12 protein-coding genes are annotated in these 13,749 nt (G+C 63.4%); 9 read left to right on the forward strand and 3 right to left on the reverse strand.

Translation table 11 applies throughout. The annotated features are described in order from the left end of the window. Positions 1-396: 396 nt before the first annotated feature. From G3446_RS19680 to G3446_RS19695, 4 genes are all read left to right on the forward strand, one after another. Positions 397-2,046 (forward strand): choice-of-anchor I family protein, encoded by a 1,650-nt coding sequence (locus tag G3446_RS19680; protein WP_164454611.1) that lies wholly within the window; start codon positions 397-399, stop codon positions 2,044-2,046. Positions 2,047-2,370: 324 nt separating this feature from the next. After that, complete coding sequence (locus G3446_RS19685) at positions 2,371-2,667, forward strand: hypothetical protein (protein WP_164454612.1); 297 nt, start codon at positions 2,371-2,373, stop codon at positions 2,665-2,667. A 145-nt stretch (positions 2,668-2,812) separates the two neighbouring features. Next, entirely contained in the window at positions 2,813-3,043 is a 231-nt protein-coding gene (locus G3446_RS19690; protein ID WP_164454613.1) for an ATP-binding protein, read from the forward strand. Positions 3,044-3,206: 163 nt separating this feature from the next. Further along, a complete protein-coding gene (locus G3446_RS19695; RefSeq protein ID WP_164454614.1) occupies positions 3,207-4,121 on the forward strand; it encodes a hypothetical protein in 915 nt (304 codons plus the stop codon). Here the strand turns inward: G3446_RS19695 and G3446_RS19700 are convergent. Both G3446_RS19700 and G3446_RS19705 read right to left on the reverse strand, forming a co-directional pair. Further along, positions 4,013-4,540 (reverse strand): Na+/H+ antiporter subunit E, encoded by a 528-nt coding sequence (locus G3446_RS19700; protein ID WP_164454615.1) that lies wholly within the window; start codon positions 4,538-4,540, stop codon positions 4,013-4,015. The genes G3446_RS19695 and G3446_RS19700 overlap by 109 nt on opposite strands. A gap of 418 nt (positions 4,541-4,958) precedes the next feature. Beyond that, positions 4,959-8,027 carry a PD40 domain-containing protein gene (locus tag G3446_RS19705; RefSeq protein ID WP_164454616.1) on the reverse strand — a complete coding sequence of 1,023 codons (3,069 nt, stop codon included), beginning with the start codon at positions 8,025-8,027 and terminating at the stop codon, positions 4,959-4,961. Positions 8,028-8,387: 360 nt separating this feature from the next. Between G3446_RS19705 and G3446_RS19715 the strand changes: the two genes are divergently transcribed. Together G3446_RS19715 and G3446_RS19720 are read left to right on the forward strand one after the other, a co-directional pair. Beyond that, positions 8,388-8,573 (forward strand): hypothetical protein, encoded by a 186-nt coding sequence (locus G3446_RS19715; RefSeq protein WP_164454617.1) that lies wholly within the window; start codon positions 8,388-8,390, stop codon positions 8,571-8,573. 198 nt (positions 8,574-8,771) lie between these two features. Continuing rightward, positions 8,772-9,896: an AI-2E family transporter gene (locus G3446_RS19720; RefSeq protein WP_164454618.1), complete on the forward strand. Its 1,125-nt coding sequence runs from the start codon at positions 8,772-8,774 to the stop codon at positions 9,894-9,896. Positions 9,897-10,237: 341 nt separating this feature from the next. Here G3446_RS19720 and G3446_RS19725 read toward each other — a convergent pair whose 3' ends face one another. Beyond that, a complete protein-coding gene (locus G3446_RS19725) occupies positions 10,238-10,705 on the reverse strand; it encodes a hemerythrin domain-containing protein (protein WP_164454619.1) in 468 nt (155 codons plus the stop codon). Positions 10,706-10,998: 293 nt separating this feature from the next. On the opposite strand from G3446_RS19725, the gene G3446_RS19730 reads away from it, so the two are divergent. The 3 genes from G3446_RS19730 to G3446_RS28760 all read left to right on the forward strand — a co-directional run bounded on the left by G3446_RS19730 (position 10,999) and on the right by G3446_RS28760 (position 13,376). After that, positions 10,999-11,208 carry a DDE-type integrase/transposase/recombinase gene (locus G3446_RS19730; protein WP_164454620.1) on the forward strand — a complete coding sequence of 70 codons (210 nt, stop codon included), beginning with the start codon at positions 10,999-11,001 and terminating at the stop codon, positions 11,206-11,208. Positions 11,209-11,574: 366 nt separating this feature from the next. Then, positions 11,575-13,155 (forward strand): bifunctional metallophosphatase/5'-nucleotidase, encoded by a 1,581-nt coding sequence (locus G3446_RS28755; protein WP_164454621.1) that lies wholly within the window; start codon positions 11,575-11,577, stop codon positions 13,153-13,155. After that, positions 13,041-13,376 (forward strand): 5'-nucleotidase C-terminal domain-containing protein, encoded by a 336-nt coding sequence (locus tag G3446_RS28760; protein WP_342450161.1) that lies wholly within the window; start codon positions 13,041-13,043, stop codon positions 13,374-13,376. Before G3446_RS28755 ends, G3446_RS28760 begins: the two co-directional genes overlap by 115 nt. The last annotated feature ends 373 nt before the right edge of the window (positions 13,377-13,749 follow it).

Consider the following 13,749-nt stretch of genomic DNA (forward strand, 5'->3'; position numbering starts at 1 on the left):
TCATGGACGCGGGGACATGCGGACAGGCGCCCCGACCCGTCTCGTGGGCGCGCGGGCAGCCCTGCGTGGAGCGCAGGGTCGCCCGTGCACTGGACTGCCTGGTTGGGAATCGCCCCCGGGGTAGCCCCGGAGAGGCCGATGATGCTGGCCACCTCGGGACGCCGTCCGCGATCTCACTCTAGGAGTGCGCCGCTCACCGCGTCAACTTTCACGAGCCGCCGCCTCTACCATTTTGTCCTCCTTCTTGGCTCGGAGCAGTGGCTCCAAAGATCTAAACCGCCGACTCTCTGACGCGGAAGCAGGGCATCTGCAACCTGTTCGTAACATCCTAGTAAAAGGGTCGGGTTACGATCGAAGGTCCTCTAAACAAGAAGCGGAACAGGAGAGCCATACAACATGAAGCGACTCATTCTTGCCGTGCTTACGGGCCTTGCGGCCACGCAGGCGCTCGCCTTCGGCGTTGACCGTGAAGTCACTCTGACCCCCATCGGCACCTATGCCTCCGGTGTCTTCGACGAAGGTGCGGCGGAAATCGTCAGCTATGACCCCAAGACCCGCCGCGCGTTCGTGGTGAACGCCAACGACGCGACCGTGGACGTACTCGACATCAGCGACCCGACAGCGCCCACCAAGATCGGCGCGATCGACGTGGGCGATGTGGGATCGGACCTGGGGGCTGCCAACAGCGTGGCGGTGAAGGGCGGGCTGGTGGCGGTGGCCGTGGAGGCGGACCCCAAGCAGAACCCAGGCATCATCGTCCTCTACGACGCGGCGGCCGACCCGGTTGCTCAACCTCTCGCCACCTTCCCGGCGGGCGCACTTCCAGACGCGGTTACCTTCAGTCCCGATGGGAAGACTATCTTGGCAGTCAACGAGGGTGAGCCAAACGATGACTACAGTGTCGATCCGGAGGGCTCGATCACCATCATCGACATCAAGAGGGGCATCGACAAGGCACGAGTCACTCAGGTCGACTTCACTGCGTTCAACGACCAAAAGGATGCCTTGATCGCCGCCGGCGTTCGGATCTTTGGTCCGGGCGCGACCGTTGCCAAGGACCTGGAGCCCGAGTTTGCGGCCATTCACCCGGATGGTGTACACGCGACCGTCGTCCTGCAGGAGAACAACGCCTTCGCTCAGGTCAATCTGCGAAGCGGCGAGGTGAAGGACATCGTGCCACTGGGGTACAAGGATCATCGTCTGGTGGAGAATGCCCTGGATCCCAGCAACCGGGACGATGCCATCGCGATCAACAACTGGCCGGTTTATGGCATGTACCAGCCGGACGGCATCGCGGCTTATCGGACCTTCGGCGGGACCTATCTCGTCACGGCCGGCGAGGGAGACTCCCGTGATTACGACGGCTACAGCGAGGAAGAGCGGGTGAAGGACGTCGAGCTGGATCCGGATGCCTTCCCCAATGCCGAGTTTTTGCAGGAGAACGAGAACCTCGGGCGGCTGAACATCACCACCGCGAACGGGGACACCGACGACGACGGCGACTTCGACGAGCTCTACGCCTATGGCAGCCGATCCCTTTCTATCTGGGATAGGAAGGGCCGTCTGGTTTGGGACAGTGGCAGCGAGCTCGAAGACATCATCGCCGCACACCCGGACTTCGCCGAGCACTTCAACTGCACGAACGACGACAACGACTGCTTCGACAACCGCAGCGACGACAAGGGGCCCGAGCCGGAGGGCGTGGTCGTCGGGCAGATCCTGGGGCGCCAGTACGCATTCGTCGGCTTGGAGCGGATCGGGGGCATCATGGTGTATGACGTCACCAACCCCAGAAGGCCGGTGTTCGAGACCTATGTGAACAACCGTGACTTCAGCGTCGACGTCTGTAACCAGCGAGACGACGAGGGCGATTGCATGACCGGCGAAGGGATGGCGAACGCTGAGGCGAAGGATCTGGGCCCAGAAGGGCTAGCCTTCATTCCCTGGTGGCAGAGTCCGAGCTGGAAGCCGCTACTCCTCGTCGGCAACGAGATCAGTGGCACGACCACCGTCTTCGAGGTCGACTTGCGCTTCGGCCGGAAGTAGGCCCCCGAGCTGGCTGGCGCGGGCCGGACGGACCGTCCGGTCTGCCCTCAGTGCCTAGCATCTGAATCTAACCGTCGCATGGGCGGGCTTCGACTAGAGGCTCGCCTTTGCGACATCTGGAACTGCCTCCGAATCGGCGAGCGTCGAGCTTCGTCCGGTCAACCTGGCAGCGGCGCCTCGCCGACCCTGGGCCAGTAGGTTCCGAACTGCCATAGACCGCCTTCAGGATCACGGCCGGAGCGAGTCTCGACTGGTCGCAGCCATTTAGGGTCACGGACGGGCTGTTTAGTGAAGGGATAGGCGAGACAGTCGTGGCTCCCGCCGTTGCGGGCAGCGATCGGGGATTACGCAGCGTCTGCGGAGTCGGAGATCCTCGCCAGGCTCGTGGTGACACGGACGCGTGACGGCGGTCAGACCTTTGACGTTATCGAGCAGGGGCTGCCACAGGAGCCGGCCTACGACTTGGTCTATCGACAGGGTCTCGACTGCGACGCACGCGGCGATCGCCTCGCCTTCGATAGCACGACTGGGTCGCTCTGGATCAGTGAAGGCCAGGGCAGTTCTTGGCGGAGCGTGAGCAAGCATCTACCGCCGATCCTCTGCGTACGATTCGAGGTCTGACACTGGGCCTTTCCACTAAGGCGATTTCTCGAAATCTTCCTGCCAGCCTTTCACACTCAGGAAATGAGTGACGGGATGAGGGCAGGATGCTCTCCGCCGGTCATTTCTCCCGCCTACGCCCCAGGATCGCCCGCAGGCGACTGGTATGAGGATTCTTAGGATTCTTGACGACGCTGAGCCATTCGATCCAACTGCCCAGACCGCGGCGCCGAACCTGGACGCGGCGATGGCCGATCGGCCGGTCGGCGGGCTCGGCCTCTACTTGGTCAGCTGCCTCGCCGACTCCCTCTGCTACCGTCTCGAGGGTGGCAAGAACCGTTTGAATCTGGTCATCGCTACCCTGACCGATCAGCAGGAGCCTAGCCGCACCCCGTAGTCGAAGCATAGGGTTTGCGGGAGCGCAGAGGTCTAGCCCCCATCCCAAAGCGCATTCGATCAGTGCCTCGTAAGCGTTCAGAGACCTCCCTCTTGACCGGCAGCCCCCGCCCCGATCAGGATGCCGCACCAATCGCCGCCTTGTGATCCCGCGCCCCTGACCGATGCACCTGAGCGACCACAGCCGCAGCCAGCTTGACGAAGCCTACGTCCAGAGCCTGGACGAGGGTCAGCTGCGTGGTCTGTCGCTACGGCTGTTGGACGACCTGAAGGAAGCGCGCGAGCGCTTGCGGCAGAACCCCAGTAACAGTTCTCGTCCGCCGAGCAGCCGTGCGCCTTGGGATCGCCCATCGTCGGATGAGGATGAGACGGATGCGACGAGCCCCGAGGCGAGCACCGCGGCGCAAGACACCAACGAGCCGCCCGAGGAGCCAAGCGCCGAGGTAGACTCATCGGCGCAGGCGCCTGCCGCGCCCTCCGATGCGCCCCCCTCGGGCGACACCGACAAGCCCAAGCCCAAGCGCAAAGCCGGCAAGCAACCCGGCGCGCCGGGTGTCGGCCGCACCCAGGTGCTCAAGGCCCAGGCCACGCGCGCGCATCGTGCGGAGGTCTGTGCGGCCTGCGGCGAGGCGTTGCCGGCGGATGCGCCGAGTGTCGCCTACGCCGGTTTCCAATCGGTCGATCTGGTGTGGGGCGATCCCGAGCAGCCGGGCCTGCACCTGCAGGTCACCGACCATCGTCTCTTCGACACCCGCTGTGCCTGCGCTCACCAGACCCGCGCCCGTCCTGGTGAAGGCCAGGTCGAGGATCCGACCCTGCAACCGGCGGCCTTGAGCGAGTGGCGCCTGGTCGGACCGGGACTGGCGAGCCTGATCGTTGCGCTGCACCTGCGCTTTCGGATGTCGCGCCGACGCATGCGCGAGTTTCTCCACGACTGGCTCGCCTTGAGCGTGAGCGTGGGCACCCTGGATCAAACCCTGCGCGAGGCCGCCGCGGCCGTCACGCCGCTCGAAGCCGAGCTGATCGACGCCGTCAGCGCCTCCATATCGGTGGTGCCGACAGTCATGCAGTGCACGTAGAGCCACTCCCCGTTGACCTCGACGGTCAGGGTGCCCGGCGTCAGCGAAATGGAGTTGGCGAGCATCAGCCGGCCCATGCGGCTTTTCAGACGGGTTCGAACCCGAATGATCCCAGGGTCGAGCGGCAGGTCGGGCGAGAGCACGATGGCCGCCAAGCGGAAGTTGGATCTGACGAGCTCGCGGAAGAAGTAGCCGTAGGAGAGCAGCCCCGCCAGCAAGGCCCGTGGCGTCGGGCGGAGCTCGGTGAAGAAGGACAGCCCGTTGCGGTACAGCAGGGCGATACCCAGCGACACCATGGCACCAGCCAGCAGGCTATCCGGCGCGAGCGTATCGACCAGGATGACCCAGAACAGCATCAGGGTGAGGAACAGCACCACCACATGGCGCCCCCTGTTCTTCAATTTATCGGATTGATACATCTAGCCTCCGGAGCGGCTTGCAGGCATGGGCGGCGGTGCCTCTTCAGGTGCCGCCATTGTCCGCAATCCAAGGTGCGCCGGTCGAGTCGGAACATTTGCGCTGGATCGACAAAAACGCATTCAGATGGCTTGTCACGACCTTTCAGCTCGTGCATAGGGGGCTGGACGATGATCCGACCCCTTGCTCGTCGCCCCAGTCAATAGGCGCCGACGAAGCGGCCTCGAGCATCTTTTCGGCCGAGCGATTGAGATGCCAGCTCGCTCTCGGCGGAGCCGGTGATGGCGTTCTTCAAGCGGGAGGTCGCGACCGGAGATCGGGCTGCGCAGCATTCGAGGCTTGTTGGTGGCACTGGGGGCGGAAGCCGCAGGCAAGGCGGCTTCGCCCCGGCAAGGGGCAGATTCGACTTCGCAGATGCCGTCAGTCGATTGACAACAGCCACAGGTCCGAGCTGCCGCCGCGGCTCGACTCGAAGACGAGGCTCTTGCCGTCCGGGCTCCACTGCGGATAGATGTCGGATCCTCCCTGGGTCAGCTGCTCGAGCTGTCCGCTGACCTGGTCGTACAGCCAGAGATTGGCGCGGTGATCCTTGCCCCAGGCCCAGAAGGCGACCTGGCTGGCATCCGCGGGCGAGAAGACGGCTCCACGGTCGCCGATGGTCTGTCCCCGGGAGATGATGACAGAGGGATCGGCGACAGCCTCATCATCCCTGAGGCGCAGATCGGAGACGATATTCGCATAGGTGACGCGGTCCTCTCCGGTGCTTCCGCTGATGACCTCCGCGGTGTAGGCGACCTGAGCACCATCCGGGCTCCAGGCATTCATTTGCACGGCCTGTGGGCCATTCCAGACGTGAATGCTGGGCTGGGTCAGGCCGTTCTCGAAGGTCATGAAGTTCTGGATGGTCAGATTGTAGTCGCCTGAGGGGGCGACCTTGTAGGCGAGGGTGGTGCCGTCCGGGCTCCATAGCGGGTTGGTCTCCATGGCCTCGTCCTGCGTCAGACGGTGCAGATCGCTGCCGTCAGGACGGAAGAGCCAAAGGTCCCAGTTGCCGTCGATCTCGGCGGCCGCGGCGAGGTAACGTCCGTCCGGGCGCCAAGCCGGGCGGTCCACCGGACCTTGGGGATTGAGGACGGTGGTCTCGCCGCTGCCGTTGAAATAGATGGTCCGGACGCTCTGTTGGTCGGTGGTCGGGTCATAGGCCCAGTAGGCCAGCCGTCTTCCGTCGGGGCTCCATTCCGGCCAGGCGTGCTGTTCTGGGCCCTGGGTGAGCTGACGAAGCTCGCCGCTGCGCAGGAAGAGCAGCCAAATCTGGTCGGTTCCGGTTCGGTCCGAGACGAAGGCGAGGGTGCGGCCATCCGGGCTCCACTTGGCGCCAACGTCTCGTGCGGGATCCTGCGTTAGCTGGACGAGCCCGCTCTGGCTCGACGGCTCGGCATCGAGCGCGGCGAAGTCGACGGGCAGCTCAGCGCGGTTGTTCGTCGCGACGATCGGGGCCGAGACGCGGTGGCAGTCGTAGCAGACCCGCGTGTCTCCCAAAGGCACGATGGTGCGCGTCGGTAGCGTCAGGCGCTCGGGGAAGGTGAAGGTGACGCCCTCGATCCCGAGCGCATAGCTGCTCAGATGAATGATCCCGTTCCAATCGACCTGATAACGTGACCCGTCCGGACCGTCCATACCGGCGCCGGTCACCAGTTCCGCCCAGGCGCTCGGCTCCTCCGAGGGCTCTTCATCGGCATCGCACGAGCCCCCGGTCGCGAAACAGCCGTGGAAGGCGACCGGGTTGGCGGCCTGCTCGACGCCTGTCGGGAGGTCCTTGGTGACCTGGGTTTGCATGCTGTCGACCGGCGTGAGATTGGCGTCACGCCCAAGGACGAAATCCTGGTCCTCCACAATGGTCCAGTAGGCCTTGTTCAACGCGAGCGCACGCTCGGGCGAGGGTATCAAGGCGAGGGTCAGGTCGTCGTGCAACGCGGCGAAGGCCTCGGCCTTGGGGGTCCCATCCTCGTCGAAGAAACGGGCCTCGAGCTCGGGGTTGTCGAGGAATTCGCTCCCGGAGCGCGTGTACATCAGATAGTAGGCGTACTCGTATTGGACCCCGGCCCCATCGATCTCGACCTTGGGCTCGTTCAGTCCCGAGGCATCCTTCTGGGACCAGTGATACCAGCCGTGGCGATCGGCCTCCGCGTCGAGCTTGCGGGCGAAGGCGAAGGTGGTGTCCGTGGTCGCGCCCAGACCGGTATGGCAGCCCATGCAGTAGAGGCTCTCCTCTTGCGTCTGGGGCCGGAGGCTGCCGTCGTCTGACTCGATGAACCCCTGGTAGACCCAGCCCTGACCGAAGAGGCCGCTCTCATAGTCGCCGGGGACCTGCTTGATGGTGTTGTTCTCGTACTCGCGCCGCTCGGCGTCCTCTCGAGCGATCAGACCCTTGAGCTCCGCATAGGTGTACCAGCTCTGTTTTCGGGCATAGCGCAGCTCCTTCATTCGGACAGCAGGCTGGACTCCGGCGTCGTCGGTCACGTCCAGGTAGCGAAGACTCTGGAGAAACTCTGTGCCTTCGGGAAACAGACCAACCGCCAGATGGATCTGCCCAGCCGCCTGCAGCGCGCCGGCCTGACCCACAAAGGACATCTCCCGTCCCTCCAGAGGTGCCCAATCGTAGCGAACCAGGCTGGTCCAGCCGAGCTCGCCGTCCTTGTTGAGGTCGATCCCGTATAGGGTCTCGTCGATCGGATCGATGGCGACATCGGCGCGCTTGATCAGCGCTTCGACGATTGCCAGATTGACGGCATACACAGCAAGGCTCAGCTCCCCGGCGCTCGTGTGCCGAAAGGCCTCCGGCAGACGAATGAGCACGTCCCCGGCCGAGCCGTTGGTCGGCCAGTAGGTCCCGGGTGTCGGGTAGTAGGCGAAGGCCCGCCATCCCGTGTAGCCGTCGAGAGGGTCGCGGTCGAAGCCCTGCTCGTCGAACCGGAAGTAGGCATCCGGCCGATAGCCGTCCCATTGGTTGTCACCATCCATATCCCAGGCGGACGGCAAGTCGGCCAGGCGCTCGGCGAGGATGAGGTCGCCGGTCTCGGAGATGTAGTTGCTGGTGCGCACGTAGGCGAGGCTCTCCGCGTCGCTGATCCCCTGGATGCGCGACGACCGGTCCTCGAAGAGATTGTCCCAGGGATTGGTCAAGCCCAGCTCGGTCATCTCATAGGCGAGCTGAAAATCGCTATCGTCCAGAAAGTTCGGTTGCGCGCCGCGCTGGTGGCAGACGTAGCATGGGTTCAGCACGGTGTCTTGCTCGTCCCGGTTGAGGACATAGCACTGGGGCACGATGTAGGCGAAGGGGTTGCGCAGGTGGGTGTCTCGAATGTCGAGTGTGCCGACCGCAGTCGTTTCCGGTGCGGTCTGCAGCGGGCCGCTCGTCGCGCCGAGCGCTTCAGAGGAGATGAGAGCCTGGGTCGAAAGGATCGCGAGGGCGGTCTGGCGTAGCGCCATTGTCGTCGCCCCCCGGCTTGTCATTGGACGCTGATGTGGCATGGGGCACCTGAGCCAGGGGCTGGCGCCGCATGAGGGACGAAGAAGGCCGCTCGCGGCGCTAATCCCGATCGTTGGTAGGGGTTTGTACGCTACACCCTGAGGCTCGGGCGTGTGGTGAAGATTGGCTTACCGAATGATGACGGTGACGCAGGTGCGCTTCGTGGGCTGTCTCCCGTCGACCTTCGCATGCGCTGGCTGGGTGCTGCGGGTTGTTGACTGGACCGGCCAGTTGGCTAACCTGGAGCGACTGAACTGGGGCTGTGTGGCCCCTTCGGAGCATTGGCGCCGCCGTGCTCCTCGATGCTTGGAGCGACGACGATGGAGCAGAAAGCGCCTGCGGGACGCGCTTGGGAAGACCTCGATCCCCAAGCGCAAACGGATCTGCGGATCGCCTTTGGGCAGTATCTCGACACCTTGCCGCCGACCTGCTCACTGGAGACCAAGATCCAGCGTTTTCAGTCTTGGCTCTTGGCGCGGGGAATCGTCTGGAGCGGGGTGCCTTGATCGAGATCGCATGCCGCGCGGTCTCGGCCAATCTGCCTTCGTCGGGGGCCAAATCAGTGCATTGGGTGCTCTCTGACGCCGCCGCGCTCAGCCTGTCGCAAAGTGTCCCTGGAAGGCGTCACGCTTGGCTGCAGCGCTGCGAGAGAGACCCGTTCACAACCGCAGTCTCGTGTAGAGGTGGAGTCACCTGAGCCGCCGATGTCCGAGTCGGATCGATCCTTCGCTTTCAGTCCGAGCGCGCGCTTCTTGCTGGTCGCCGCGGCTTTCGTCGTTGTCGTGGCTGGGCTGAAGGCCGCCGCGACGCTGGTGACGCCCTTCCTCCTTGCCGTGTTCATCGCCGTGGTAGTGCAGCCTCCCATGCGCTTTCTGCGTCGTCGAGGCTTGCCCGGCTGGGCGGCGCTTCTGCTGGTCGTCGTCATGATTGTGGGTATAGGTGGGGCGATGGTCGGTCTCTTCACCACATCCTTGAATGAGTTCAACGCGAGCCTTCCTGAGTATCAGGCGCGGCTCAAGGTCATGAACGGCGAAGCCGTGCGCTGGCTGGACCACCTTGGCGTGCATATCTCCCGGGATGTGCTGACCTCCATGATCGACCCCGCAGGCATCTTGGGTTTGGCGAGCGATCTGATCAAAGGTCTAGGCGCAGCCCTGGCGAATGCCTTTCTCATCCTGCTGACGGTCGTCTTCATCTTGATGGAGGCCAACAGCCTGCCCAGCAAACTGAGGGTGGCGCTGCGCGCCCCGGATGCCTCCTTGCGCCACCTGCGCCAAGTCCTCGAGACCATCAATGGCTATATGTTCATCAAGGCCATCACCAGCCTCGCGACCGGCCTCCTGGTCTGGCTCTGGCTGAGGTTCCTCGGCGTCGACTTCGCCGCCATGTGGGCGACACTCGCTTTCCTGCTCAACTTCGTGCCCACCATCGGCTCCATCATCGCCGCGATCCCAGCCGTCCTCTTAGCCTTGGTCCAGCTCGGACTGGAGTCGGCGGTCCTCGTCGCTGCGGGCTACCTGCTCGTCAATGTCGTGATCGGCAGCGTCATCGAGCCACGGGTCATGGGACGTGGACTCGGCCTCTCGACATTGGTCGTCTTCGTCTCCTTGGTCTTCTGGGGCTATGTGCTCGGATCGGCTGGCATGTTCCTGTCGGTGCCGCTGACCATGGCCTTGAAGATCGCGCTCAGCTCCAATCCGCAGACCCGGCCGATTGCCATCATGCTGGGTCCGGAGGTCGAAGCGAGGCATTGCGCGGACGCGACTCGATCCGAGCCTGGCAAAGGTGGCTGTGATTCGGAGCCGACGAGACGCCACGAGCCGGGGTGAGCGCGCCTTGGTCATGGCTTGACTGCGCGAGACTGAGGCGAGTTCCGAGGACGCTCTTGGGCCTTATCGGCTGAGCGGCCCAGTATGTCGAGCCGGATGAGGCAGATCGTCTACGGCTCCAGAGTCAGGGCTTGGTGTCGCCGTATCCCATCTCGGCGTCTGTGTTGGCCGCCACGACAGCCGGAAATGTTCGCGTCAGTGAATGGCTCCGCTGGGTCGTCGACCTGAAGAACGGTGGTGCGAACGACACGCTGCGATTCGATCAGGCGAGGGATCGGAATGCGGCCAGCGATCGTCTCGAGGGTGGCACCCCGGAATGGGGCAACCCGGTGTTTGCGGACTTACCCTGGCGGCGGGAGCATGTCCCGCTGCATGTACTGGGCGTAATCCGAATCGCTGCGCAGTATGTGTCCTACCGTGACGCCGATCATGAAGTTGGTCACGACCAAGGTCTGTTGATGAATGGCCCATCCCTCACTGCCGCTCGCCAAGCGCTGTCGGATGAAGTCGAGCTCGACGAGGATTGCATTATGCTCAGCTCTGTGCTCGCTCAACCGAGGGTAGTCGATTTCGGCGAGCATCTGCTCTTCGGCTCGAAAGTGCACGCCCAAGACAGCGTCGAGCTTTTCGAGCAGGTCAATCAGGGCAGGGATGCCGGTCGCGGCCCGTGAAAGCTCACAAGCCTCTAGTGCGAGATCGAAAATGCGCTCGTGCTGCGAATCGATGGCCGGGTCATCGATCTCAAAATCACTGCTCCAGCTGATGATCTGCTTGAGGGAATTCGCTGCCAGACCTTGCAGCGCAGCCACTCGATTGATGAGATCTCTTGGCATCGTTCGGCCCCGTTGTGTCTTTGTGTCGCGCCCACGAAGTCGAGCGACTCCTCACGAGATGAATGATGCTTGACCAGAGACCTCCCGTCAGCCTGGCCAGTCACTTCCCAACCGCCAGCAGCGTGAACCCGACCAGGCATTGCCCGAGAGCTGAGCGATACACTCAGGGCCTTGCCAATCCTCTTACTCTTTCGCCTCACGACGGCCGTCTTCGCCACCGATGCGCTCGCCATAGCCGGGCTCAGTCGCCAGCCGCGACCGGCTTCGTCTTGCATCTCGATCGCGGCAGCCAGTACATCAGCCATGCCTTCCAAGACGCGCTGGCCGAGCACGGGATGCGTGGCCCCATGAATTGCGCAGGCCACTGCTGGGATGACGCCTCCATCGAGAGCTGGCTCAACAGCTTCCAGAACAGGCGCATTCCCGGGGAGCGCTTCTCCAGCCATGAGGCGGTGAAAGGCTCGGCGTTCGACAGATAGGCGAATTCGGCAGCCGCAAACTAGCAACGAGCGGCCACGCAGCAAGGTCGCTCGATGCTTGCTGCGAGACCGTACGCTGCGGCCCAGAGCGATAGAGTATGAGCAGACTGAAGACAACTGCGTCATATTCTCATCATCATCCCTTAATCTTACTCTAATACTTTGTTATTAGCATGCCGTCTCTGCAGGTCGTTGGGCGGATTCGGCCATGCGGAGCGCGTTCGTCCAATCCGCCCAACGACCGTCGGCGCTCATGGCAGCTGGGCCGACCCGGCCGTGCCTCGCGTCTCCCTCGCGTCGCTGCAGGCTGCGACAGGATTCACCATGCTCCTACATCGAGCCCTCCCACATCGAGGCATTCGCCCCATGAGACCTGCTAGCTCAGATATCCCGTTTACCCGACTTCAGCAGACGCGCCGCATCGGGCACTTCGCCTTCGTTTTCGGTCTGCTGGCTACCATGGTCGGTATCGGCCCAGCCAACGATGCAATGGCGAAGGATAACGGCCGAGAAAAGGACAAGACGGACAACAGGGGCCAGCTGGTTGAGCTCCAGTTGTTGGCCTTCAACGACTACCGCGGGCATCTGCAGGGGAGCGAATCGGGCGCCGTAGACGGCATTGAGTCCGGCGGTGGCAAGTATCTCGCGGCCAAGCTCAACGAACTGCGCTTTGGCCACAAGTACAGTCTGACCGTCGCTGCCGGAGATCTCATCGGTGGCTCGCCCGCCTTCTCCGGACTCTTCCACGATGAGCCTTCAGTCGAGTCCCTGAACGCCATGGGGCTCGATGTATCCGGTGTCGGCAATCATGAGCTCGATGAAGGGGTCACTGAGCTGCTGCGCATGCAGCGCGGTGGATGCCATCCTGTCGATGGCTGCTATTTCCCCGAGGCCCCCTATGCGGGTGCTGATTTTCCTTGGCTCGCCGCGAATGTCGTCGACGAGACCACCGGCCGTACCGCCCTCCCGGCTTACCGGATCGAGAAAATCGAAAGCGTCAAGGTTGGCTTCATCGGGATGACACTCGAGGCAACGGATACCCTAGTCGCTGCCGCAGGGATCCAGGGATGGGACTTCCTCGACGAGGCGGAAACGGCGAACGCGCTGGTCCCGATCCTGAAGAGGAAGGGCGTCGACGCGATTGTCGTGCTGTTGCACGAGGGTGGCTCGCAGACGCCACCACCCGGGGATACCGACGCCTGCGTGGGCATCTCGGGGCCGATTGTCGCGATCAATGAAGCACTCGATCCCGCGATCGACGTGCTCATTACCGGACACACGCATTTACCCTACAACTGCATCCTGCCTGACCCCGCCGGTCAGCCCCGCATCGTCACCAGCGCCTATTCGTACGGCCGGGTGGTCTCGGAGGTGAGCCTGGTCCTCGACAAGCGCACCAACGACGTACGCCGCGACCTGAGCGTTGCCACCAACCATCTGGTGGCGCAGGACGTGCTTGTCCCCGACCCAGTGGTCACGGCGGTCGTCGAGAAGTGGCAGCCCCTATACGAAGCAGCCGGCACCAAGCCCGTCGGCACCATCACTGAAACCATCTACCGCGGGGGCGATCCGGCTGGGTCAGATCGCGGCGTCGAATCGGCGGCGGGCAACCTGGCTGCGGATGCCCAGCTCTGGGCGACCTCGGCCAACGGTGCGCAAATCGCCTTCATGAACCCAGGTGGTCTGCGCTCGGATCTGACATATCCTGAATCGGACGGCGAGGGCGACGGTGTCGTGACGTTCGGCGAGGCGTTTTCCTTCCAGCCGTTCGGCAATACGCTGGTTACCTTCCCGATGACTGGGGCGGAGATCGTCTCCGTGCTGGAGGAGCAGTGTCAGCCCGCCGGTTCGAGCCGCCATTCTTGCACCTCGGCGTCTCCCAAGGCTTTACGTACGACCTGCAGAAGACAATCGACGATAGCGGCGATTGTACGTCGGTCTCGGTGAGCAACGTCCGGCTCAACGGCGAGGCTCTCGATCCCGTCGCGACCTACGACGTCACGGTGAACAACTTCCTTGCCGATGGCGGAGATAATTTCACCACCTTTGCTACGATCACGGAGCCGCGGCTGGATGGTGGCAATGATCTCGAAGCGCTCATCAACGATTTCGGCGCGTTCAGCCCAATCACCCCTCCGAGCACAGACCGAGTCAACGAGCTTGACTAGGGCTTGAGCACCGGCTGCCGCGAGACAGGAAGGATTCGGTTGTTCGCGGCAGCCGATGGGTAATCGGGCGCCGATTCAAATCTGCCCGTCTTTCGGTGCGGTCCCCCCCTGGAGCGAGATCTGCGGCTAGTGCGGCCTCTTCACGAGGGGACGATCGCGAAATCGATCGAAATAGTCGGACCTACGGGGTGTCGGTGCTGACGCGGCGAAGCTGTCTCCGGGTAGTCGGTTACCCCCCCTCATTTCTGACGGGACAAACCGAGCCAGATCTGGCAGGATCAAGCCCCATTGAACGGCGCCGCTTTTCTCTGACGCGACGCATCGCTCTGACATGCCGCACCTCAGCGACCACGACCTTCGCCAATTCGACGAC

Source organism: Thiorhodococcus minor, from assembly GCF_010820565.1.
GTDB classification, from domain to species: domain Bacteria; phylum Pseudomonadota; class Gammaproteobacteria; order Chromatiales; family Chromatiaceae; genus Thiorhodococcus; species Thiorhodococcus minor.